Annotated in this window: 24 protein-coding genes; 10 read left to right on the forward strand and 14 right to left on the reverse strand. The window is 52.7% G+C overall.

Going from position 1 to position 23,557, the window contains the following annotated elements; genetic code table 11:
* Window positions 1-4: 4 nt before the first annotated feature.
* The 3 genes from OQ371_RS17610 to OQ371_RS17620 form a co-directional block, all read right to left on the reverse strand.
* Entirely contained in the window at window positions 5-811 is an 807-nt protein-coding gene (locus tag OQ371_RS17610) for an alpha/beta fold hydrolase (RefSeq protein WP_265989494.1), read from the reverse strand.
* A gap of 206 nt (window positions 812-1,017) precedes the next feature.
* Entirely contained in the window at window positions 1,018-1,494 is a 477-nt protein-coding gene (locus tag OQ371_RS17615) for a methylated-DNA--[protein]-cysteine S-methyltransferase (protein ID WP_265989495.1), read from the reverse strand.
* Window positions 1,495-1,600: 106 nt separating this feature from the next.
* Complete coding sequence (locus tag OQ371_RS17620) at window positions 1,601-2,854, reverse strand: PQQ-dependent sugar dehydrogenase (RefSeq protein ID WP_265989496.1); 1,254 nt, start codon at window positions 2,852-2,854, stop codon at window positions 1,601-1,603.
* Window positions 2,855-3,115: 261 nt separating this feature from the next.
* Here OQ371_RS17620 and OQ371_RS17625 point away from each other — a divergent pair, with 261 nt between their 5' ends.
* The 3 genes from OQ371_RS17625 (at window position 3,116) to OQ371_RS17635 (ending at window position 4,987) form a co-directional block, all read left to right on the forward strand.
* Complete coding sequence (locus tag OQ371_RS17625; protein WP_265989497.1) at window positions 3,116-3,940, forward strand: serine O-acetyltransferase; 825 nt, start codon at window positions 3,116-3,118, stop codon at window positions 3,938-3,940.
* 72 nt (window positions 3,941-4,012) lie between these two features.
* The gene (locus tag OQ371_RS17630) at window positions 4,013-4,564 is read left to right on the forward strand and encodes an RNA polymerase sigma factor (RefSeq protein ID WP_265989498.1); all 552 of its coding nucleotides are present in this window, start codon (window positions 4,013-4,015) and stop codon (window positions 4,562-4,564) included.
* Window positions 4,565-4,642: 78 nt separating this feature from the next.
* The gene (locus tag OQ371_RS17635) at window positions 4,643-4,987 is read left to right on the forward strand and encodes a thioredoxin family protein (RefSeq protein WP_265989499.1); all 345 of its coding nucleotides are present in this window, start codon (window positions 4,643-4,645) and stop codon (window positions 4,985-4,987) included.
* Here the strand turns inward: OQ371_RS17635 and OQ371_RS17640 are convergent.
* The 5 genes from OQ371_RS17640 to OQ371_RS17660 all read right to left on the reverse strand — a co-directional run bounded on the left by OQ371_RS17640 (window position 4,974) and on the right by OQ371_RS17660 (window position 8,750).
* Window positions 4,974-5,669: a pirin family protein gene (locus OQ371_RS17640; protein WP_265989500.1), complete on the reverse strand. Its 696-nt coding sequence runs from the start codon at window positions 5,667-5,669 to the stop codon at window positions 4,974-4,976. The two genes, OQ371_RS17635 and OQ371_RS17640, sit on opposite strands and share 14 nt — an antisense overlap.
* Window positions 5,626-6,207 (reverse strand): hypothetical protein, encoded by a 582-nt coding sequence (locus tag OQ371_RS17645; RefSeq protein ID WP_265989501.1) that lies wholly within the window; start codon window positions 6,205-6,207, stop codon window positions 5,626-5,628. The genes OQ371_RS17640 and OQ371_RS17645 overlap by 44 nt, the downstream gene beginning before the upstream one ends.
* Before the next feature lie 11 nt (window positions 6,208-6,218).
* On the reverse strand, window positions 6,219-6,932 hold the full coding sequence (locus OQ371_RS17650; RefSeq protein ID WP_265989502.1) for a dioxygenase family protein: 714 nt from the start codon (window positions 6,930-6,932) through the stop codon (window positions 6,219-6,221).
* 310 nt (window positions 6,933-7,242) lie between these two features.
* Entirely contained in the window at window positions 7,243-7,836 is a 594-nt protein-coding gene (locus OQ371_RS17655) for a TetR/AcrR family transcriptional regulator (protein WP_265989503.1), read from the reverse strand.
* A 173-nt stretch (window positions 7,837-8,009) separates the two neighbouring features.
* The gene (locus tag OQ371_RS17660; RefSeq protein ID WP_265989504.1) at window positions 8,010-8,750 is read right to left on the reverse strand and encodes a methyltransferase domain-containing protein; all 741 of its coding nucleotides are present in this window, start codon (window positions 8,748-8,750) and stop codon (window positions 8,010-8,012) included.
* Between the two features lie 130 nt (window positions 8,751-8,880).
* On the opposite strand from OQ371_RS17660, the gene OQ371_RS17665 reads away from it, so the two are divergent.
* Window positions 8,881-9,801 (forward strand): ROK family protein, encoded by a 921-nt coding sequence (locus OQ371_RS17665; protein WP_265989505.1) that lies wholly within the window; start codon window positions 8,881-8,883, stop codon window positions 9,799-9,801.
* A gap of 106 nt (window positions 9,802-9,907) precedes the next feature.
* Here OQ371_RS17665 and OQ371_RS17670 read toward each other — a convergent pair whose 3' ends face one another.
* The 3 genes from OQ371_RS17670 to OQ371_RS17680 all read right to left on the reverse strand — a co-directional run bounded on the left by OQ371_RS17670 (window position 9,908) and on the right by OQ371_RS17680 (window position 13,953).
* A complete protein-coding gene (locus tag OQ371_RS17670; protein ID WP_265989506.1) occupies window positions 9,908-12,469 on the reverse strand; it encodes a TonB-dependent receptor in 2,562 nt (853 codons plus the stop codon).
* Between the two features lie 357 nt (window positions 12,470-12,826).
* Complete coding sequence (locus tag OQ371_RS17675; protein WP_265989507.1) at window positions 12,827-13,453, reverse strand: hypothetical protein; 627 nt, start codon at window positions 13,451-13,453, stop codon at window positions 12,827-12,829.
* A gap of 8 nt (window positions 13,454-13,461) precedes the next feature.
* Window positions 13,462-13,953 carry an RNA polymerase sigma factor gene (locus OQ371_RS17680; protein ID WP_265989508.1) on the reverse strand — a complete coding sequence of 164 codons (492 nt, stop codon included), beginning with the start codon at window positions 13,951-13,953 and terminating at the stop codon, window positions 13,462-13,464.
* Between the two features lie 205 nt (window positions 13,954-14,158).
* On the opposite strand from OQ371_RS17680, the gene OQ371_RS17685 reads away from it, so the two are divergent.
* Window positions 14,159-14,659: a DUF4385 domain-containing protein gene (locus OQ371_RS17685; RefSeq protein ID WP_265989509.1), complete on the forward strand. Its 501-nt coding sequence runs from the start codon at window positions 14,159-14,161 to the stop codon at window positions 14,657-14,659.
* Window positions 14,660-14,737: 78 nt separating this feature from the next.
* On the opposite strand, the gene OQ371_RS17690 is transcribed toward OQ371_RS17685, so the two are convergent.
* The 3 genes from OQ371_RS17690 to OQ371_RS17700 form a co-directional block, all read right to left on the reverse strand.
* Window positions 14,738-17,005 (reverse strand): NADP-dependent malic enzyme, encoded by a 2,268-nt coding sequence (locus OQ371_RS17690; protein WP_265989510.1) that lies wholly within the window; start codon window positions 17,003-17,005, stop codon window positions 14,738-14,740.
* Between the two features lie 233 nt (window positions 17,006-17,238).
* Window positions 17,239-17,481, reverse strand: coding sequence for a hypothetical protein (locus OQ371_RS17695; RefSeq protein ID WP_265989511.1), 243 nt, complete (start codon window positions 17,479-17,481; stop codon window positions 17,239-17,241).
* A gap of 185 nt (window positions 17,482-17,666) precedes the next feature.
* Window positions 17,667-18,920, reverse strand: coding sequence for an MFS transporter (locus OQ371_RS17700; protein WP_265989513.1), 1,254 nt, complete (start codon window positions 18,918-18,920; stop codon window positions 17,667-17,669).
* A gap of 269 nt (window positions 18,921-19,189) precedes the next feature.
* On the opposite strand from OQ371_RS17700, the gene OQ371_RS17705 reads away from it, so the two are divergent.
* The 5 genes from OQ371_RS17705 (at window position 19,190) to OQ371_RS17725 (ending at window position 23,500) form a co-directional block, all read left to right on the forward strand.
* On the forward strand, window positions 19,190-20,326 hold the full coding sequence (locus OQ371_RS17705) for a Gfo/Idh/MocA family protein (RefSeq protein ID WP_265994332.1): 1,137 nt from the start codon (window positions 19,190-19,192) through the stop codon (window positions 20,324-20,326).
* Window positions 20,327-20,449: 123 nt separating this feature from the next.
* Entirely contained in the window at window positions 20,450-21,595 is a 1,146-nt protein-coding gene (locus OQ371_RS17710; protein WP_265989514.1) for a Gfo/Idh/MocA family protein, read from the forward strand.
* Between the two features lie 107 nt (window positions 21,596-21,702).
* Window positions 21,703-21,858, forward strand: coding sequence for a four helix bundle protein (locus OQ371_RS17715; protein WP_265989515.1), 156 nt, complete (start codon window positions 21,703-21,705; stop codon window positions 21,856-21,858).
* Window positions 21,859-22,056: 198 nt separating this feature from the next.
* Window positions 22,057-23,109: a sugar phosphate isomerase/epimerase family protein gene (locus OQ371_RS17720; protein ID WP_265989516.1), complete on the forward strand. Its 1,053-nt coding sequence runs from the start codon at window positions 22,057-22,059 to the stop codon at window positions 23,107-23,109.
* Between the two features lie 187 nt (window positions 23,110-23,296).
* A complete protein-coding gene (locus OQ371_RS17725; protein ID WP_265989517.1) occupies window positions 23,297-23,500 on the forward strand; it encodes a hypothetical protein in 204 nt (67 codons plus the stop codon).
* The last annotated feature ends 57 nt before the right edge of the window (window positions 23,501-23,557 follow it).

Raw genomic sequence — 23,557 nt, forward strand, 5'->3', positions numbered from 1 at the left:
CGCCTTAATTGGCCGAGACCTCGTTAATTTTCGGTGTTTGATGACCTCCGCTGCGAAGAATCAGATTTTTAACCATGTCGGCGTGGGAGCTGGTGATCAGGTGACCGGCTTCGGGCAGGAAGATGTACTCCGCGGGTTTGCCCGCCAGCACTTTTTTGGCGAAATCCAGGTTGGTCGGATCTACGAGCCAGTCTTTTCCGCCCTGCACCAGCGTAACCGGTACGTTGAGCTTGGTCCACAACGGTCGAAGCTGGCGCAGTTCGGTAACGTGGGTGTACTTTTCGGCGGTCGCCAGGTTCAGGTGCCGGTGCAGAAAGAGCTTGACGGGGGCCATGCGTCCCCATTTCGAGAACCAGAAAAACTTTTCCTTATCCGGATCGAGCGGAGAGGCAATCAGAAAGAGGTGTTTTACCCGACTTGGATACATGATTGCCAGTCGGGCCGCCACCGGCGAGCCGTAGGAGCGACCCAGGACAATCGCCGGTTTGCCCGAACGGTTCAGGTTCAGGGCGTGGGCAATCCACTGCGCCTGTTTGGTCAGGGAGGTGATGGCTTTGCGGCCTTTGCGGGATTTGCCGTAGCCCGGCCGGTCAACGGACAGAATATGAAACTTGGTATGCAGCAAACTGTCGTCGAACATGCGCAGGTAACCGTACCACGACCCCGGTGCGCCGTGAATCAGCAGCAGGGGAGGCAGGGTATCCGCGCCGATGCTGGCAACGTGCAGCTTCAGGCTGTCGTTTTCGACGGTGAAAAAAGTAGGCTTGACCGCTCGGTTGGCAAAGTGCTTCTGAATCTGACGGTCGCTCATTCGCCAGCGACGAAAACAGCCGGAAAGACTAAAAAGAAGCAAAAGAAACAGAACGCTATGGAAAACTCTCACGCAACAGAATAAGCTACAATGGAAGAATGTACGGGACACGGTTTGCAAAGCACCACCCGCGCCAATATCTAAATTAAAAACGTGTTAGTCAACAGAAATTGTATACTAAAGTATAGTAAACTGTAAACCAGAACTTAAAACAAATTCAACTGGCCGTTGGCTAGCTGCTCGTGTTCCAGCAGCCACTTTTTGCGGCTCAACCCGCCCGCGTAGCCCGTCAGGTCGCCATTGGAGCCAATAATCCGGTGGCACGGAATAATAATCCAGATCGGGTTTTTGCCGTTGGCCGCAGCTACCGCCCGAATGGCTTTTTCGTCGCCCAGCCGCCGGGTCAGTTGCATGTAGGACATGGTTTTGCCGTACGGCACTTCGGCCAGCATTTGCCAGACCGACCGCTGAAAAGGCGTTCCCTGCGGACAGAGCGGAAGCTCAAACGACTTACGGCGGTTCTGAAAATATTCTTCCAGTTGCCGCGCACACTTATGCAGCACCGTGGGCACGAACGCCGAATCCGGGCCGGGTTGGTCGCTGCACCGAACGCTCGTAATGCCGTCTTCGTTGCCGCTGATGACCGCAAATCCAACCGGCGTATGAATCGTTGTCGTATACATGGCGGAGGGGGTAGCGTTCATAGCGACCAATCTACAGAAAATACGGTAAAAAAAAACAGACCCCGACCGGAATCTGTCTATAAATCTACTGGCAAAACAGGAGTGATTACTTGGCCGTAAACCGCTTAACCGTTCCGCTGCTGTAATCCAAAAGATAGATTTCCTGCCGGGCGTCTTCTCCAAAAGCCGACACCGATCCGCCTGCGTTGACGAGCAGTTGGTTGCCCGTTTTCTTGTCGCCTTCAAAACTGAGCGCCCACACCTTGCCGCTTCCAAAATCGGCATAAACGTATTTCCCTTTCAGGGCCGGTGTGCTATTGCCGCGGTAGACCACCCCGCCCGTGACCGAAATGCCTTCGTCACGCGGGTACTCATGGATAGGGTCGATGAGCTGGCCCTGGTTGCAGTCGTTATTCGGATTAAAACAATCCTTGGCTTCTTTCAGCCGCCAGCCGTAGTTGCCGCCCTTTTTAATGATGTCAATTTCTTCCAATCGGTTCTGGCCTACATCGCCCGTCCAGAGCTGCCCGGTTTCTGGGTCAAAACTGAAGCGCCAGGGGTTGCGCAGGCCGTAGGCATAAATCTCCGGAAACGCGTTGGCATTGCTCACAAATGGGTTGTCGGCAGGAATACCGTATGCGCCTTTATCGGTCTTATTAACGTCAATTCGGAGAATTTTCCCCAGATAGGTTTTCAAGTTTTGCCCGTTATTTTGTGGATCGCCACCGCTGCCGCCGTCGCCCGTGGCAATGTAGAGAAAACCGTCGGGACCGAACGCCACTTTCCCGCCGTTGTGGTTGGAATACGGCTGCGCAAATTTGAGCAGAATCGTTTCCGTTCCTGGATCGACGCGGTTGGAGGTCGGCGACGCTTTAAACCGTGAAATGACGGTTTCGCGGGGATTGTTTTTAGTATAGTTGACGTAAAAATAGCCGTTCTGCTTGAAGTCAGGATGGAAAGCCAGACCCAGCAACCCCATTTCCCCGCCCGAAGCCACTTTGGTTACGATGTCCAGGTACGTTTCGGCGGTTTTCGTCGCTGCGTTATTTTCAAATACCCGTATTTTTCCTTCCTGTTCGATTAGGAACAGGCGGTTGGTTCCGTCGTTGGCATGCGTTAGTTCGACCGGCTGCTTGAAGGTCAGACTGGGAAACGCATTCTGCAACTCCACCGCAACGGGTGCGGTTGGTTCGGTGCCAACGGGTCCTGCGGCTTTCTCCTCGTTCGAATCGTCCGGCTGACAGGCCATCGACACCAGAAAGGCGAAACCCACTGTTGCAGCCAAAGAGCCCATCAGCGTAGTAGCCGTTTTTTTTAAATAAGTCATCGAAGTGTTGATGAAGTTCGTTACTTTCGTCATAACAACATTATAGCCAAAAGGGCAGGGCGAACTTTTTAGCACTGTTTTTGTTTCTTTTTCAACCGATTACCGGAGAAGTTGTTTTCATGTTTGCTGCCAGACAAATCACCGCCTGTTGTTGTCGTTCCTCAAACCGAGGAAGGTGATCTACGGTATTTGTCCCGGCTGTTGACCCTTCGAAAGAAGGATTTTTTTTGCACTGAAGTTTGATTACTCGATCGAATTGATTCTTTCTATAGACTTTTACTGAGCCGTCATTCCATGACTCCTGCCGAACAGCAACATTTCTTTGAACGAATGGCCACGCAAAACGCCAGCTTTCGATACCGTTTGCCCTCCAAACCGGATGTGGGCCGGTTCATCGACAGTCTGATTCGTTTTCTGTTTCCCATTACCCAGGATTGCAAACAATTCGTTGTCAGTACCGCCGACACGTACCGGGAACTAAACCGGCAACTGGGTTGCCTGCTGAAGCCCCTGGAGGAACACCTGCCGGTGGACAAGGAGTTAACCACGGAACGGTTTTTCGACCAGCTGCCCGATACCTACGACGCTTTGCTGCTGGATGCACAGGCCATTGCCGCGTTTGATCCGGCGGCCGCGGGCGTTGAAGAGGTCATTGCGATTTATCCGGGTTTTTACGCCATCGCCGTTTACCGGATTGCCCACATGCTGACGAACCTGGAGGTGCCTCTGCTGCCCCGGATGATGACCGAGTACGCCCACGGCCACACGGGAATTGATATTCACCCGAATGCTAAAATCGGGTCGTCGTTTTTTGTCGATCACGGAACGGGGGTCGTCATCGGGGAAACGGCCACCATTGGTTCAAACGTGAAGATTTATCAGGGCGTAACGCTGGGTGCTACCAACGTAGCCAAGTCGATGGCGTCGCGGAAACGACACCCAACGATTGAAGATAACGTCATCATCTACGCCAACGCCACGATCCTGGGCGGTCGGACGGTGGTGGGGCACGATTCGGTCATTGGCGGAAACGTCTGGCTGACCCAGAGCGTCGAACCGTACTCCCTGGTCTACCACACGAGCCAGATCGAAGTCCGCTCGCTGGCTGCCGAATCCTAAAAAGTTAAAAAAATCGGGAACCAACGGGTGATTGTTTGCGGCTTTTCGGTATAAAGGCTAAATCAATCAGCCATGAACTGCATCTGTGATCATAGCCTGCTGGAGTTGCTGCGGGCGGGCGATACGGCGGCCTACGAGTGGGTCTACAAAAAGTATTACCCGACGGTCGCCCGGTTTATTCAACGCAACCGCGGCAACGAGGGCGACGCGGAGGACATTTTTCAGGAATCGGTTATTCTGCTCCACCAAAAAGTAACCGCTCCCGAATTTGAGTTAACCGCAACGCTAAAAACCTTTCTATTCTCCATTGCCAGGAATCTCTGGCTGAAAAAGCTGCGGGATGAAAAGCTGGTAACCATCCCGGATGATCAGCTGATGGCTTTGCAGGATACACACGATCTTACGGTGGAAGACACCGATTCCGCTGAGTTACAGCATGAACGCTTGAGCGCCTGGATGGCCCGCATAACGGGACACTGCCAGCGCGTAATTAAATCCATTTACTTCTCCCACGAACCGATGGACCACCTCATGCTGACGATGGGCTGGAAAAACCGTCATACCGCCGTCAACCAAAAGTATAAATGCATCCAGCAGTTGAAACGCGCTTCGGGAGTCGGATAAAATTTTAGAAATACGTTTTAAAACCGGGTGATTTTCGGCCGTCGATTGGAATCAACAGGAAACAAACATTTCAAACCGATGACACTTGAAAATACCAAAGCGGTTTACGCAACCGACCAAACCTGGGATGATTTATTGGCCAAACCAGGCGTTATGCTCGTCGACTTCAGCGCGGAGTGGTGCCCGCCCTGCCGCCGACTCGAACCCATTATCCATGAATTAGCCGGCGATTTTGCCGGGGCCGCCACCATCGCCACCATCGACGTGGAAATGAACCCAGCGGTAACGGCCCGGTACAACGTTCGCAACATGCCAACCCTGCTGATTTTCAAAGACGGCCAGCTCGTCAACCGGCAGGTGGGATTTGCAACCAAGTCCGTTCTGGTCGGTCTGATTGAGAGCCAGTTGATTACACTTCCATAACCAGCAGAATGGCATCATTGGAGAGCGCTTCGAATTCCAGCGCTTCCAGGGGCCACAAAGCGAGCCCGTCGCGGGGATGCAGCAACCGGTTTTGTGCTTCAAAAGCGCCTTCAATGCTGAAGACGAAAAGGCGCTTTTGAGGATTACCAACAACATACGTTTCTTCCTGCCGTCCGCCGTATTTGCCGATGTAAATGTGAGCGCTTGTCCCCGCGAAAAGCGGAATCAACTGATTACGGTTGGTCAGATCGAACGTGGTAGCCGGAAATGGGCCGGTATTTCCGGAAGCCGCCGGGTCGGCTTTCAGGCCGATGACCAGAAAATTGACGGCTTCCGTCTCGAAGGGATTTTCAATGGTGTAGGATTGGTCCGGGAAGGCGGTGAACTGGAAAACTTCCCCCGCCCCCAGAAAAGCCCGTTCCCCCAGCTCGTCCAGCAGTTCGATCCCCCCCACGACCGGGAGCAGTAGCAGGTCAGTCGGTTCTTCGACGGTAAGTCTGTGGCTCTTTCCGGCCAGCAGCGTATCGTCGTTGAAAACCGTCAGGTTGCCGAAGGGCTGGCGGTTTTCGTGTCGGTAATCACCAAAGTTGAACGTGTGAAAGCTCCGGTAGTCCGCTGACTGCGTACGGCCCCGCTGTTCAGCGAGGTAGATTAGGGCTTCCGGTTGCGTAAGCATGGCCATTGAAAAACTGATTTGCGGGGTGTGCCGGTGGTGAAAAATGAGAAATGCTCAGAAAAGGACTCAGCGGAATCAGGTCGGTTTCGATTTCCTGACCCGCCGTCAGGTCATCCGTTTTATCGCCGTAAGCGATCAGAAGCTGGTTGCCGACGGTATCAATCCAGGTAAGCGGTTCGCTGTAAAACCAGATGGCGATGCGGTGCTGGCTCTTGTCCTCCAGGTGCGAATCGATGATTTCAAACCGAAACTGTTTGAAAGGCAGGCACGTTTTGCCGCTTTGGTTGGCTACATCCGGAACAAGATCGTTCAACTGACGGATGTAGCCGATGGCGGCCGTACTCGTCAAGTACTGGAGCTGATCGGCGTGGCCAAGGTTGTCCCGCAATTGCCGGAACGTAAAATATTTCCCCTCCGGGTCCAGCCGCTGGGCCTGCATGTAAAATTCCAGATGCGTGTCGTTAAAAACAAACGTGTCCCAGGCTGTGCGGGAGGACGCGTCGATGATCTTCCGGTAACTTAACTTGACGATGCCTTTGTACATGATGGTGCTTCTTACGCGGCTACAACGATGGCCCAGGTTAGTTCGTAGCCGTCGGACGTATTACCAGTAACGGTAGCCAGGTTGGTGCTGATTCCATCACTGAATATGTTATCCCGGGCGTTGGTCGTATCCGCTTGCCCGTGGCTGGCATATACCCCCTGGGCATACACCACTTTACTGATGTCTTCCGGAAAGGCAATCTGGGACACTTTCAGCGATTTTCCGCTTGAGTTGTAGACGTGAACGTGGATGTGGGGCGCCCGGCCCTGGTACCAACCCGGATAAATGCTCGTGAACGTAACCAGACCGTTGCTGTCGGAGGTTTGCCGCCCGCGCAGGAAGTGGACGCTTTGGTAGTTGGTGGACTGCATCTGGGTGCCGCCGTATTCGGAGTAGTTCCCGGCTGCGTCGCAGTGCCAGATATCGACCAGCGCCCCGGCCAGTCCGGCGCAGCTAGTGTTCTTATTCTGGACGGTAATTTTGACGGTGAGCTTGGTGCCCTGCCGGTCGGAGCGGATGTCGGCGGTGACCAGGCTGGCCGGGGTTTTGGTGGGGAAGGGACCTGCGGTTTCGTTGGAAGTTTCGGTACAGGTGCTGGTTCCCGAGCCGGTTTCGGTGGTCGATTCGGGCGTAACGTCATTTTCTGACGAGCAGGAAATCAGGGGCGCGATGGTGGCAATGCCGAGGGCTGAAAAACTTCTTCTCAAAAAATCTTTACGTTGCATGGTTTTAATGAACTATAGGTGAGTTGTGTTAAGAATGATGTTCGGACTGGTTGTTCATGCCGCTGACGGCGATGGCTCTTTTCCACTATATCGCAGGATGTGGGCATTTCGTTGCACGAGCGCTCACTTTGTAGGTGAATCGAGGGAATCTGTCGGTGAATGGAGGGAGAAGAAGAATAGGAAAGACACACTGAATCATGCACTGATGAATGGTCAGCCTAACTGGATAAAAAACAGGAACAGGGCAATGCGCTCGCGGCATTGCCCTGTTCCTGCAACGGAAGATTTGAGAACAATTGGTAAAATGGAGTTACCGCAATCCGCGGACAAACCGGCGGATGGAGTCCCGGTAAATCTGTTCGGACAGTTCCAGCGACTGCCGGTCCTGCAGCATCAGAGCGAGGCTGATCATCCCGTGCGACAGCGACCACCACTCGAAATAAAGCTTTTGAATGCTTTCCTGCGACTTGGGAATGAACGTGAAAATAATCTCCCGAATCAGCACACTAATAGCTTCCATTTCGCTGGATTCGCAGAGGGGGCGGTTGCAATAGGCCCCGTTCAGGTTGTGCATAACCTGGTAGATTTCGGGGTGGTCCATGGCAAATTGCCACTGCGCAACCGACATTTCAAACAACCGCTTTTCAGGATCACGGTACAGTTTCTTGATCCGTTCGTATTCGTGGTTCAATTCTCGAAAGCCGTCATTCCGGATTTCGTCCAACAGTATATCTTTACTATCGAAATATTCGTAGACAATCGGGGCACTGTAGTCAATAGCATCAGCAATCTTGCGGATCGACACGGCTTGCCAACCTTCCCGGCGAGCGATGTCCTTAGCTGTCAGAACAATAGCAGCGCGGGTTTGCTCCCGGCTGCGTTGTTTGCGCTCAAGTGTCTCCATTCGGTGTTTTGTCAAGTTAACAGTGTTAAATTGCCGTTAAACTACGCATAAGTAACCAAATCCTCTAATTAAATTGCAATTTTTCTTGTTAATGTTCAATATTTGCACTGAATAGTTTTGTTAACTTCTTCTTTTTCAGGTGTAACCAATAGTGCCTGATAAAATACAGCAGATTACCCGTTTTTCTGCGCAATCAGCAGCAGACGGTCGTCGCCCAGCAGAAAATCCGAGCCGTCCAGGTTGCTGTATTTTTCAGTAACAGTGAAACCGGCCTGCGAAAAAAGGCGCTGTAATTCAGCCATTGTATAGACATAATGCTTTGCCTGACGCTGTAAGGTTTGTCCGTTTCGCAGGTAAGTGAGCTGGGCGTTGATGCAGCTCTCCTGGAGGTCATATTCATTTTCCATCAGAAACGTAATGTCACCGATCTGCATCCAGCTTCGTTCCTGAAAATCGGGCAGAACGCTTTCGGCAATCATGGCGGTGTCGGCGACAAACTGGCCGCCCGAAACAAGATGGTCCGCAATTTTCCGGAGAAACGCCAGCATCTGATCGTGCGGGAAAAAACTGAAACTGTTGCCCAAGCAATAGGCCCCTTCATAATCGTTGCCCAGCGATGTGGTCAGAAAGTCTCCCAGGTGGCCTTCAACGGGCAAATCTTCGCGTTCGGCGGCTCTCTGAAGCTCCTCGATGGACTCCGGAGAAATATCCACGCCGGTTACGGCATACCCCATGCGGGCCAGTTCGAGGGCGTGTCGACCGTGGCCGCAGAACACATCGAGCACCCGCTGACCGGGTTGTAATTCCAGGATGTCGTTTAAAAAATCGCATTCCAGTTCGGTTTGCTCGTCCGTTTGGGCGGCTTTCCAGGCTTCCTGCACCAGCCCACTAAAAAAGTTATCGTACCAGGCCATGAGAGAGTGATAAGGTAAGAAGGAAGAATTAGAGGTTATAATGAAGCGAGTCGGTAACTCTTCGCTCATAACTCTTATTTCTTAACTCCTTTTTTTCGTAATTCGCGAGTCAAAATTCTTGAATCCATTCATGCAAACCTATTGGGGGATCGATTTAGGCGGCACTAAAATTGAAGGAGTGGTGCTGTCGGCACCTTCGCCGGATGCCGTTGTTATTCGTAAGCGTATTGATACTGAGGCTGATAAGGGCTATGAACACATTGTAAGCCAAATTGCGAAGCTGGTCGATTTACTCAAGGCCGAAACCGGCTACCAACCCGATCACATCGGCTTTGGAACGCCCGGCACCTTCGATCCGGCCCGTCACGTGATGAAAGGCTGCAACACGACCTGCCTGAACGGAATGCCGCTGCCCCAGCAACTGGAAAAAGTGCTGGGCGTTCCGGTGTCGATTGCCAACGACGCCAACTGCTTTGCCCTGGCGGAAGCCACGCTCGGTGCCGTGCCGGAGGTAGTGCCGGATTTTCGCGCCGTCTTCGGGGTCATTATGGGTACGGGCGTTGGCGGTGGAGTGGTTTTTCGCGGAAAAGACGGTCAGCCTTTTGTGCAGAACGGTTTACAGGGCATCGGAGGGGAGTGGGGCCACATTATTCTGGAAGAAAACGGGTACCCGTGTTACTGCGGCAAGCGCGGTTGCAACGAGCAGGTTTTCTCCGGCCCGGCGCTGCAACGGTATTACGAAGATGTCAGTGGCGAAAAGCGGAAGATGAAGGAAATTGTCGAGCGGCATTACGCGGGTACGGATCCGTATGCCACGCAAACCATCGACCGGCTTCTGGAGAATTTCGGTAAAGCTATTTCGGTCATAATTAATGTGCTCGATCCCGATGCCATTGTGTTGGGCGGGGGCGTTGGCAACATTGACCTGCTCTATACCGAAGGCGTTGAACGGGCCAAAAAGTACGTCTTCAACGAAGGCCGGCTGGAAACCAAATTCCTTAAACCCAGACTCGGCGACAGCGCCGGCGTCTTTGGCGCAGCGATGTTGTAAAGTTAAAAGAGTGAAGAGGTAAGAGTTAAGAGGGAAGACGGGGCCGTCTGGCGGTTAGCCGACGCATTGATAACTCTTCACTCATAACTCTTACCTCTTCACTTAATTACCGTTGCCGGTTATTCTCACCGCTTGGCTGGCCCCCGCCGTCTTTGACGTCGTCGTTGTTAACCGATTTTCTCCGGCGCTGGGGTTGGTCGAAGCTCATTTTACCGATCCGGTAGCTAAACGTCAGGCGCACACCCCGGTTGTAGATGTAGTTGATGTTACTCTGCTGGAAAGTCGGCGAGGAGAGCTGGGTTTGCATTTTAAACCGGTTGGCCAGAAAGTTCTCGCCCGCCAGGCCCAGGCTGCCTTTCGTCTGACCTTTGTCGTCTTTGAAGTCCTTTTTGATTCCCAGCGTGTAAAATCCGAAGCCTGACTGGTACCCCTGTAGCTGCACGCTCCGGCCCTGCATAAAACCAAATCCCTGCACACCCCAACCATTTTTCAGCGTCAGGTTGGTAAACAGGCGTCCTGTTACGACCCAGCCGGAATTGCTGGCGTTCAGCGAGGGCGTCGGGCTGTTGTTGGTGATGTAGGAATAGTAGGTATCCACACCCCCGCCCAACTGCCATTTTGAGAACAGGCTGATGTTTCCGAACACGTTGGCGCCATAGTTCTCCTTGTGACCGATGTTCTGGTACGTGGTCGTAATGACACCCTCCTGGGTGGTCGACCGGACGCTCTCGATGGAGTTGTCCGTCCGGCGGGCAAACAGCGAGAAATTCAGGTAGGTTTTCTTGATGTAGACGCTGGAACTCAACTCCACGTTGTCCGTCAGTTCGGGCTCCAGGTACGGGTTCCCGAAGGTTATGTTTTGCGGGTTAGACGCGTTTACGTTCGGGTTCAGGAACTGGATGCCCGGCCGTTGCAAACGACGGTTGTAGGCGATCTTCACGGTTTTACCACCTTTCAGTGCTTTCGAGATGTTGATGCTCGGAACCAGGTTGCCATAGCTCGGAATGTCGATGGTCTGGCCGGGGGTTTCAGACCGGAAATTGGCATCGATCACCGTGTATTCGTAGCGCGTTCCCGCTTTGATGGTGTACTTGCTTTTTGACGTGTAGGTATACGAGACGTAACCACCGGCTACGTTCTGGTTGTAATCCAGACCGTTGTTGGGGCGCAGCGGATCCTGGCCGTATTCGCCGTCGGGTCCGGTTGATACGAAGTACTTGTAGTCACTGTCAACCTGCCGAAAAATGCCCTTTCCGCCGAATTCAAGCTGCTGGTTGGTCTTAATCGGTGTTTGGTAGTCAATCTGAATGGTCGATTCCTGGTTGTAGCTCAGGTTGTCGTTGCGGTCGCGGCCCGTAATGATGGTCGAATTGCCAAACAGTTCGGCTTCAAAATCGTTCGTCCGGTTGTTGCGGCTGAACTGGGTCAGGATACTGAGTTCCTGCTGCGGTTTTTTAAACGTCCGCGTGTAATCGACGTTCAGATCGACGGTTCCCGACAGGTTTTTGATATCGACATCCCGACGGGACGTTTCGCTGGGAACCAGACCACCCGGGAACAAAACCGTCGCCAGGTTTTGCGATGTTTTTCCGTTCTGCGCACCGTATCGCAAGCTGGCCGTCAGGCTCTGATTTTTGGCAATGTCGTAATCGAAGCCCAACTGGTAATTTCCAAACAGAAACTGGTTTTTCGAATCCGCCATTTGCCGGGTTTCAACGGTTGCTGTTTCGAAAAAGCTGCGTTGTATGTTTTCCGATTTGCCAATCATGTTGTAATTGGCGCGGCCAAAACCACCCAGCGAGAAACCGACTTTTCCGGCTCGGTAATTACCGTTCAGTCCCAGGTTGGAGCCCCGGTTTCCGACGCCCGCATCCACGTTCAGCGTCAGGCCCTGCAGCGTGTTTTTCTTGGTAATGATGTTGATGATCCCGGCCGACCCTTCGGCGTCGTATTTGGCCGATGGGGAGGTAATAACTTCCACGGATTTGATCATATCCGCCGGAATCTGCTTGAGGGCGTCGGCCACGCTGGCGGCCACAATCGTCGACGGTTTGTTGTTGATCAGCACCCGGACGTTGGTACTTCCGCGCAGACTGACGTTTCCGTCCAGATCGACCGACAGCATGGGCACTTTTCGCATCACCTCGGCGGCATCCCCGCCTTTGTTGGTCACGTCCTTATCGGCATTGTAGACCAGCCGGTCCACTTTTTCTTCGATCATTTGAGCCTGCCCGACCACGTTCACTTCCTGAAGCGTTTTAACATCCGGCGACAGGGCGACGTTTCCGACGTTGATGTCCGTCCCGCGCTCAATTTTCAGCAGGCGGGTTTCTTTGTTTTGATACCCCAGAAACGATACCTGAAGCCGGTATTCGCCGGGAGCCAGTTTCGTTAAAGCGAATTTTCCTTTTTCATCGCTGGTCGTCCCATCAACGGGTTTGCCGGTTTGTACACTAATCAGGGCGATGGTGGCAAATTCAACGGGTTTGTTCGTCGTTGAATCGGTCAATACTCCCGTAATTTTACCGTTGCCGCGTGGGGTTTCGGAGGTAGCCGTTCCGGGAATGCCGGTAGCGGGTCGGGTGCCCTGCGGAGGCCCCGAAGGAGGCTGCTGGGCAAATGCAAAGGAAGAGCAGCAAATAATACTAAAAAGTATTAAATTTTTCATAATTTTTATATAAAAACTAGTTAGGTTCCTGAGAGGGCGAGATGGAATTGAACTATACAAAGATATAGCTAACTGCAGTCAATAAGACAAGCGATTTAGCTACCGTTCCTGCGAATATGTGGAACGGTCAATTTTGTACTCGGGTGGTAGATCAAATGGATAAACGGAAATTCATTACTTACCCGAAAAATACTCTCAAATGTAGGTCTGCGGGATGGTTTCACCGAGCGGATTTCGACGAATGGCTGTTTTAGCGAGACAGACTACTTATTTTCCTGGGTAGGTTAAAACAGCACCTAAAAGCAACGGTGTTTAAAGCAGGTGATCGGTCGGTGAGATCACTCATAAAGAGGTCATTTACAAAATAGATTTTACTTGTTCCAGCTCCTGGATGTTTTCTCTTAGTTCCTGGCCTATTTGGTCTTCAAAAGCATTGAAAAGCCACCTTGCAAGGCCGTAAAACAGCAGGACAAGCGCAGCCTGCGCTCCCAGGGTCAGACTGATTTTTAAGGGACTGTACGTTTCAAATTTTCGGGCGATCATGGAAAACGTAAACATAAACCCCGCCAAGATGCACAGCATCCAGACCTTCGACAAAGCGGACTGGGCTTTTTCGTGCCATTGCAAAACCGTCTTCAGGCTATCGTAAAGGGTATGCTGGTTTAGGCTGACGCGGCTCAGATTGTAATACGTTTTTACGACGATCATCAGCGCAACGGTGGCCAGACCGATGTAAAAAACCGACGGGATGTATAAATACCAACGCTCGTAGTCAAACGCGTTGCCGACGATGGCCGCCGAGAAAAAGACGATAACGGCCGTCATTACGATACCCGCAAGTTGCAGATGACGCGCCATTCGGGCCAGCGTTCCTTTTGATCGGTCTTTAAGCATCAGTAGAATCATTCGCTCGTTCAATTGCCGGCTGGCCAGGAGCTTGTCATCGTAAGCTTTCCAGGTGGATTTTAGTTCGTCCAGGTTCATGGTGTTGATTAGTAACGGGTTGATAGATTAATCATTTTCTCCAGTTTCGCCTTAATCCGGTTCAGCTTGACGCCAACGTTGGTCTTGCTGATGCCGATGATGGCCGCGATTTCGTCGTAACTCCGGTCGTCGAGGTACAGCGTGATGACGGCTTTTTCGATGGGCGAGAGTTGTTCAATGGCTCCGTACAGTGCTTTTACCGCTTCGTCGGATGCCTCCTCCCGTAAATCCGGAATCTGAAGTTCATTAGCTGAGAAAGGGACAGCCTGCACCTTGACGGCTTTCCGGCGGTAATTCGAGATGGCGGTGTTCAGCGCAATCCGGTACATCCAGGTGGTTACGCTTGATTCGTTTTTGAACGTGGGGTAGGCCCGCCAGAGTTGCAGAACAATCTCCTGGAAAAGGTCTTCCCGGTCAGCGGATTCCTTACAATACAGCGAACAGACCTTGTAAAGGATGCCGGGGTGACGGTTTAGTAAGCTGACAAATTCCTTTTCCATGATCGAGCATTGTAGCAGGCTTTCACGGTATTAGTCGCATAGGAGCAGGGAATATTACAGCGGCCGGCAAAAAACGGCAAAATTTTAAAAAAACCGTGTGAGTTGAAAACCACCGAACCAAAAGCCATCACTCCGGTTTATTCAACACAATTGAAACCAAGAACGGTATTTCCAGGAATCCGGCTAACCCTTTACCTCGTGGCGCATGAAGGCTGACGAACGAAAATTCAACTACGATCTTAATTACAAAGAACTGGACTTGCGCCAACAGCCGGAGCTATACCGCGTCGGCAAAGGCGAGCAGGGCGTGTTGCTTGTTCAACCCTATAAATCCGAAATCCTGCCGCACTGGCGGTTCAAAACGCCGGAAATTGCCCGGCAGTCGTCGGAGAAGATTTACGAGTTGTTTCTGAACTACAAAAAGAATGACGATTTTATCGGTATGGACATGGCCCGTAAGTTTCTGCAAATGGGCGTGACGCGCTCCCGACGGTATGCCAACCACCGCACGGGGCAGAAGTACGACGGGCCGGTTCCCGACGATAAAAAAGGCCGCAGCGGAAGCCACGGCCGGGATCAATTACCGCTCGATACCGACCCGATCAAGGCCGAAAGCGCTGCCATTTTCCGCGAAAAGTACCTCCAGGCCCGCGAAGACCCCGATTACAAACGGCTAAGAAAAGAGTGGCAGGAAAAATATGGATAAGTGAAGAGTGATGAGTGAAGAATTAAGAGTTGGCTGACGCATTTATTAACTCTTAATTCTTCACTCATCACTCTTCACTCATTTCCCTTGGGCTTCGACGACCGCGATGGCAACCATGTTGACGATTTCGCGTTCGGAACTGCCCAATTGCAGGACATAAACGGGTTTGCGCAGACCCAGCAGGATAGGACCGATGGCGTCGTTTCCGGCGGATTCCGTCAGCAGGTTGTAGGCAATGTTTGAAGCCGCCAGGTTCGGGAAAATCAAGGTATTAGCCCCTTCGTCCACCAGCTTGCTGAACGGGTGGTTGAGCTTCAGCAAATCCGTATTGAACGCCAGGTGCGCCTGAATTTCACCGTCAACAATCAGATCCGGGTGTTTGCGCTGCAAGATTTCAACGGCCTGGTTCATCTTGACGGCATCATCGCCCTTCGCACTGCCAAAATTGGAGTATGAAACCAGCGCGATCCGGGGTTTGATGTTAAACCGCTCGACGGCCCGGGCGGTCAGCTCCGTGATTTCGACGATCTCATCGACGGTCGGGTTGAAGTTGACGGTGGTGTCGGAGAAAAACAACGGTCCGCGTTTGGTCAGCAGGATGTACATCCCGGCCACTTTTTTCACACCGGCTTCTTTTCCAATGACCTGCAGGGCCGGGCGAATCGTATCGGGATAGTTGCGGGTCAGGCCCGAAATCACCGCGTCGGCTTCACCAGCTTCGACCATCATCACCCCGAAATAATTCCGGTAGTACATCTGTTTGGTCGCTTCCGTCGCGTTGACGCCCTTGCGCTGGCGTTTTTCGTAATAAATGGCGCTGAACTTCTGAATCAGTTCATCCTGCTCCGGGGCCCGTGGGTCCAGGATGGGCACATTGCCCAGATCCAGGTTGTTCTCCGTAATGATCGACCGAATGCGGCTGACTTCACCGAGTAAGATTGGGAATGCAATTCCCTCATCCCGAACTTGCTGGGCGGCTTTCAGCACTTTAAGATTCTCGGCGTCAGCAAATACCACCCGTTTGGGGTCCGATTTGGCTTTGTTCAGAATAACCCGCGAAATCTGATTATCCTGACCCAGCCGCCGGGCCAGTTGGTGTTCGTAGGCTTCCCAGTCCGTAATCGGTTGTCTGGCGACGCCCGAATCCATGGCCGCTTTTGCCACGGCCGGTGCTACGGTGGTCAGCAGGCGGGGGTCAACGGGTTTGGGGATGATGTACTGCCGGCCAAACATCAGGTTCGACTCACCGTAGGCCAGGTTGACCAGATCCGGCACCGATTTTTTCGCCAGATCGGCCAGCGCGTGAACGGCGGCCAGCTTCATGGCTTCGTTGATCTCCGTCGCCCGCACGTCCAGGGCGCCCCGGAAAATGAAGGGAAAACCGAGAACGTTGTTGACCTGGTTGGGGTAATCGGAACGGCCGGTTGCCATGATAATGTCTTCGCGGGCGGCCGTAGCGTCCGGATACGATATTTCGGGCGTGGGGTTGGCCATGGCAAACACAATGGCGTCTTTGGCCATCGAGCGCACCATGTCCGGCGTCACCACGTTGCCTTTCGAAAGGCCGATAAACACGTCGGCTCCCACCATGGCTTCCTCCAGCGTGTGCAGGTCGCGGCTGGTTATAAACTGGCTTTTGCGTTCGTCGAGGTCGTTGCGATCGGCGCGAATAACGCCTTTGCTGTCGCACATGACAAAGTTTTCAACTTTGGCCCCCAGCGAAATGTAGAGTTTTGAACAGGAAATGGCCGAGGCTCCCGCGCCGTTGACCACAATTTTAACGTCTTCGATTTTTTTGCCGGTAAGCTCCAGTGCATTCAGCAGGGCGGCTGCCGAGATGATGGCCGTACCGTGCTGGTCGTCGTGCATAACCGGGATGTTCAGTTCCCGCTTCAGACGTTCCTCAATCTCGAAGCATTCCGGGGCCTTGATGTCTTCCAGGTTAACGCCCCCGAACGTCGGTTCCAGAATCTTGACGGTGCGGACGAACTCGTCCACATTTTTGGTGTTCAGTTCGATATCAAATACGTCGATATCGGCGTAAATTTTGAACAGCAGCCCTTTCCCTTCCATGACGGGTTTACCGGCTTCGGGGCCGATATCGCCCAGACCCAGAACGGCACTACCGTTGCTGATCACGGCCACCAAGTTGCCTTTGGCGGTGTATTTATAAACGTCTTCGATGTTTTCGGCAATGGCCAGACAGGGTTCGGCCACTCCCGGCGAGTAAGCCAGCGTCAGGTCGCGCTGGGTGTTGTATTCTTTGGTGGGAACAACTTCAATTTTGCCCGGGCGTCCTTTGGCGTGGTACTCGAGGGCGTCTTCCCGGCGGATTTTCTTCTCCATAGAGTTATAGATAGGGATGGTATAACAGGCCTAGCGTGTCAAGGTGCCGACCGACGGCCGGACTGGTTGGTTGGTTGGTTGGTTGGTTGGTTGGTTGGTTGGTACTCGGGCCGCTAAGGTAAGGAAAAAAGTGGGCGATTATGGTTTCTTAAAATAAGATGACCCGCTGTGCACAGCGGGTCATCGGGGAGTAGAGATCAGTAGGTGTATAGTTCTTGTCAAATTGGGAGTGTTTAAAAAGATGCTTTAAGGGTTTTGGATTGGGTTAAGGTATTTCGGGCAACCGATTGGTCATTTAGTTTCCCGGCGTCTTTCAGAACTAGCTGAACAGGGGCTCCTTTCGGCAAAATTTGTTCATACTGCAATTTCCAGAAAGACATACCGGCTATCAGGGCAGAAAGCATCGTCAACTGAATTATCTGCCAGCGTGACAAATGCAATTTCGGCCATTCACGGTTTGGGGTCAATTGATTCATTGTGAATACGTTAGGGCTAGAGTGATCAACTTGAAAATTCTTCCGGAACTGGCTCAACAGCGATCTGATGAGTTATATGATCAAATATACTAAAAATAGAATATAATGCTACTAAATCTGCGAAAAATTAAAAAGCGGGCTGTCGTTTCGATCAGCCCGCTTCTTGAAATCTATTACTAAGGGTATTACAACTGAGGTTGCTGGGCAACTATTTTCTCATCGACATGGCCCGGCTTACGATTGCGCATCCAGAACCACAGAATTGTGAACGCGACGATCAGGATAATTGGGAAGGTCGTCATCTTAGCCAGGGTAGCTTGCCCAGCAGCCAGCTCAAGGGCGTCACCCGACAGGCCGGTAGTGGCTTTTTCGGCCCGTTCGCCGTCAATCCAGCCTCCGATGATCGGCTGGAAGATGGAGGTCGAGAACATCCCGACACCCCCGATAACCGACATACCCAGCGCTCCGCTCAACGGGATCCGCTCGGCGACGAAACCGACCATCGTTGGCCAGAAATAACAAACGCCCAGCGCAAAGAAGATAGCGGCTACGTAGGCCATGGCGCCCGTTTGGGTGCTAAACAGGTAGATACCGATGAGGGCGAAAACGGCGCCACCCAGCAGCACCCCCGTTTGGTCAAGCCGGTGAATAAGCGGGCCACCGAAATAACGGCCAATGGCCATCAGAAGCGTCGTGAGTGCCAGGATCAGCATCGGAGCAGCGCCACTTTTGGCCATGATCAGACCCACCCACTGTTGCGGACCGAACTCGGAAATAGCCGTCAGAGCCATGCAGCAGAACATAAACAGGTAAAGCGGAGTCAGCATGGCCTGGAAGTTTTTCGACAGGGAAGTGGCTCCTTCTACTTTGGAAGCCGGGAATGCCTGGCCGAAGAATAAGAACGCGTAGAGCACGGTCGGGATCATGATCACCCAGATCTGGGTCTGCCATGACATGCCCGCATCCGTCATGAATTTGGAAATCAAGCTACCGATGAAAATACCGCCCGGGAACCACATGTGGAAGCGGTTCAGCATTTTGTTCATGGTGTTGCCCGAATACATATCGGCAATCAGGGGATTACAGGCCGCTTCCGTACAGCCGTTGCCAATTCCGATGAACAAGGTCGAAATCAACAGGGTGGTATAACCACCGGCGTAGATGGTCAGCAGGATGCCCAGCGTGTGACAAATGAAGGCAACCGACATGATAATCCGGGGTCCTACAGAGTGGTAGACCAACCCACCAACAATCATTGAAATAGGGAAACCCAAAAACCACATGGAGTTAATGAAACCTAACTGCTCAGCAGTCAGTCCGAATTCAGTGCCTAATTGAGGAAGGATACCCGCCCGGATACTAAAAGAGAAGGCTGTGGTAATAAGCGCGAAACAACTGGCATTAAAAAGTCGTGACGCGTTGACTTGGGTAGTCGCCATAAGGTGTTGTAGGGGTTTAGTTGGAAAATTTTCGGTCGATACTAAGTTTTATTGAATGGAAATATACAAAATTTCCGAAAAATAAGTGAATCTGCTAATTTCCCCGCCAAATTCTTCTGATTTTAAATTTTCAAGTTTTTGATGGGGAAATAGTAGGAACTGATTTTTTAAACCTTCACCTTTCAAAACTCGAAATCTTCGGTCAGAGAATCAACGATACTAACCAAATCTTCAGTTTATTCTACATTATGGCGCACAGAAAAATGCGGATGGGCATGATTGGCGGTAGCCTTGAAGCTTTCATTGGAGCCGTCCATCGCCGGGCAGCCGTCTTCGACGGGGAAATTGAACTGGTCTGCGGAGCGTTTAGCTCGAATCCGGAAAAATCGAAAGCAACCGGTCATGCCCTGTATTTGCCCGAAGAACGGGTTTACGGGAGCTACGAAGAAATGATTCTGAAAGAAAAAGAACTGCCGGAAGGTGAGCGAATGGATTTTGTGTCGATCGTGACGCCAAACCACGTCCACTTCCCACCGGCCAAACTGGCGCTTGAAAACGGTTTTCACGTGGTATGTGACAAACCCATGACCCTGAACCTGGAAGAGGCCAAAGAACTGGCCCGCATCGTCAAGGAAACCGGTAAGCTATTCTGCCTGACGCACAATTATACGGGGTATCCAATGGTGAAGGAAGCCCGCGAGATCGTGCGCAGCGGCAAGCTGGGTAAACTCCGGAAGGTGGTGGTTGAATACCCGCAGGGCTGGCTGTCGACGCTGGAAGAAGCTACCGATTACAAACAGGCCATCTGGCGGACCGACCCGGAGAAATCGGGCGCGGCTGGCTGCATGGGCGATATTGGAACCCACGCCGAAAACCTGGCCGAATACATCACAGGCCTGAAAATCACCGAACTCTGCGCCGACCTGAGCATTTTTGTGGAGGGCCGGAAGCTGGACGACGACGGCAACGTCTTGCTGCACCTGGAAAACGGGGTGAAGGGCGTTCTGCACGCCAGCCAGATTGCCAACGGCGAAGAAAACAGTTTGAACATCCGGATTTACGGCGAATTGGGGGGCCTGGAATGGCACCAAATGGAACCCAATACGCTGCTTTACAAAACCCAGGAAGGCAAGCGGATTTTCCGGCCGGGCGTGGGCGACCTGTCGGCGGCTGCCAAAGCGCACATCCGCGTTCCGGCGGGCCACCCGGAAGGTTTCTTCGAAGCGTTTGCCAACCTTTACCGCAACTTCGCTATTACCCTGCGCAGTACGCTGGAAGGCAAAGAGCCCGATCCGATTTACGCCGATTTCCCGTCCGCCGAAGACGGGGTGCGCGGATTGGCCTTCATCGAAACCGTTATCCAGTCGAACAAGTCTACCGAGAAGTGGACGAAGTTTGTCGAGTAGAATTTACCATCACGCGGGGTTGATCAGGGGCCTGGGCATAAACCGTAACAACCTCTGATCCATTCCGCGCCACCGCCAAAGCATTCTCTTTTTAACCCCCAAATACATTCTTATATCTCGCAAATGGAAAAAATCAAAGTTGGTGTAGTTGGTACGGGCTTCATTGGTCCGGCTCACATTGAAGCCCTGCGTCGGCTTCCGAACGTTGAGGTAGCGGCTTTGTGTGAAGTCACGGCTGAGCTGGCCAGACAGAAAGCCGATTCGCTCGGCATTGCCCGTTCCTACACCTTTGAGGAATTACTCAAACAGGACGATATTCAGTCCATTCACATCTGTACGCCCAACTTCCTGCACTATTCGCAGTCGAAAGCTGCCCTGGAAGCTGGCAAGCACGTCATTTGCGAAAAACCGCTGGCGAAAGACCTGAAAGAAGCCGAGGAACTGGTGCAACTGGCGGCCCAGACGGGTCTGGTCAATGCCGTTCACTTTAACTTACGGTATTATCCGCTGGCCCGGCAGATGAAGGTAATGCGCGAAAAAGGCGACCTGGGCGAAATCTATTCCATCATTGGCTCGTACCTGCAGGACTGGCTGTTCTACGAAACCGATTACAACTGGCGGCTCGAACCCGACAAGTCGGGCGACTCACGGGCGATTGCCGACATCGGTTCGCACCTGATGGACATCATCGAATACATTACGGGGCTGAAAACCACCGCCGTACTTGCCGACTTCAACACCATTCACAAAACCCGCAAAAAGCCGTTGAAGCCCGTGGAAACGTATTCGGGCAAGATGCTGCAGCCGGAAGATTACGCCGATGTGCCCATCAACACCGAAGACCACGCCAACGTGCTGCTGCGGTTTGATAACGGCAACAAAGGCGTCATTACGGTATCGCAGGTGTCGGCGGGTCGGAAAAACCAGATGAAACTGGAAATTGCCGGAGCGAAGAAAACCTTCGCCTGGAACTCCGAAGCGCCGAACGAAATGTGGATCGGTAACCGCGACGGCTACAACGAAAACCTGATGCGCGATCCGTCGCTGATGTATTCCGAAGCCCGCTCGGTGGTTTCGTTCCCCGGTGGTCACAACGAAGGCTTCCCCGACACCTCCAAGCAGATGTTCAAGGAAGTTTACGAAGCGATTGCCGCCGGTAAACAACCCGAAAACCCCACGTTCCCGACGTTCGCCGACGGCTACCGCGAACTGCTCATCTGCGAGAAGATTCTGGAATCAAACCGGAAGCAGGCGTGGGTTGAAGTATAATTTTAAATGAGTGAATGAGTGAAAAACCGCTTCCGCAGCCTATGGAGTCTTCCCGAATAGAGAAAGGCTAATTTGCCGATAGCGTCGAGAAGCGCCTTAAGGCGTATATGCTGCGGTGTATTCAGGTTTTTCGCTCATTACCCAACTCGTTTGAAGCACAACATTTCGGGAAACAGCTACTGCGTTGTTCCTCATCGTCAGTAGCAGACTACCGCGCCGTCCGGCGAGCACGAAGTCAAAATGAGTTTTTCGCCAAGATGTAGTATTGTTGTAGAGGAGCTGGACGAATCACTCTTTTGGCTCGAGACCTTAGTTGAAACCTCCATTGTTTCAGAAACCCGATTAAGCGATTTGTTGAATGAAGGAAGTCAGCTCTTGAGAATACTTTCAAAATCAAGAAGCAGTACAAAAACGAACTGACTTTCACTCAATCGCTCAATCACTAATTCACTCAATAGATCATGAAAACCATTCAAGGACCCGCCATTTTTCTGGCACAATTCCTGGGTGATACCGAGCCCTTTAACTCACTGGAGTCCATTGCCAAATACATGGCCGATCTGGGCTACAAAGGCATTCAGATCCCGACCTGGGATCCCCGCATGATTGACCTCAAGCAGGCCGCCGAAAGCACGGGATACTGCGACGACCTGAAAGGCAAACTGAAAGATATCGGCGTGGAAATCACCGAACTTTCAACCCACTTGCAGGGCCAGCTGGTGGCGGTCCACCCGGCTTACGGCGAAATGTTCAACGGGTTTGGACCGGCCGAACTGGCGGGCAAACCGAAAGAGCAGCAGGAGTGGGCCACGCAGCAACTCCTGTGGGCGGCCAAAGCCAGCCAGAACCTGGGCCTGACTTCGCACGTCACTTTCTCCGGCGCTCTGCTGTGGCCGTATGTGTACCCGTGGCCGCAACGTCCGGCGGGGTTGGTAACGACGGCCTTCCAGGAGCTGGCCAAACGCTGGACCCCAATCCTGAACGCATTCGACGAAGCAGGGGTGGATGTAGGCTACGAACTGCACCCGGGCGAAGACCTGCACGACGGGGTCACATTCGAGATATTCCTCGATCACGTCAACGGTCACCCGCGCGCCGGGATCAACTACGACCCCAGCCACTTTATCCTGCAACAACTGGATTACCTGCAGTTCATCGACTTCTACCACGACCGGATTTACGCCTTCCACGTCAAGGATGCCGAGTTTAATCCCACCGGCAAACAGGGCGTTTACGGCGGCTACCAGGGCTGGGTCGAGCGCGCGGGCCGGTTCCGTTCGCTGGGCGACGGTCAGGTTGATTTCGGCGGTATTTTCAGCAAACTGTCGCAGTACGACTACGACGGCTGGGCGGTATTGGAGTGGGAGTGCGCCATCAAGCACCCCGAGCAGGGCGCGGCTGAAGGGGCGCCGTTCATCCAGGATCACATCATCCGGGTAACCGAGCGGGCCTTCGACGACTTCGCCGGAACGGGCGCTGACGAGGAATTTAACAAGCGCGTACTGGGCTTGTAAGCGATGTTGAGGGAGGGGTAGTGAGATTCTGCATCCAGACTTTTGCTGCAACTCCCTCAAAATTTTAAACCGACCCCGGTTTTTGCCGGTTTAAAGGGCTGGGATTCCGCTGGTCATTAAGCCAGCGGATCGCTCGCGTAGCAACCCTAGATTCGCTTCGTGAATAGCACTTTAAACGCTCAAAAGCATGGCAGGTCAAGGATCGGGCGGCAATGTACTGGCAGCCCTCTGTAGTTTTTTTATCCCCGGATTCGGGCAGTTGTTGCAGGGGCGTCTGCTCATGGCGTTTGTGCAGTTTGCTTTGGCGGGCGTACTCTGGTTTTTTCTCCTCGGCTGGCTGATTCATCTCTGGTCCATTGTTGACGCAGCCCGGTTTGATCCGGCAAAATAGGATAGGTCCGGCCCCGGTTTTTGCCGTCGATCCCGGTACGTGACTCCGCTCCGTAGA

The sequence above is a fragment of the Larkinella insperata genome (assembly GCF_026248825.1).
Taxonomy (GTDB): Bacteria; Bacteroidota; Bacteroidia; order Cytophagales; family Spirosomataceae; genus Larkinella; species Larkinella insperata.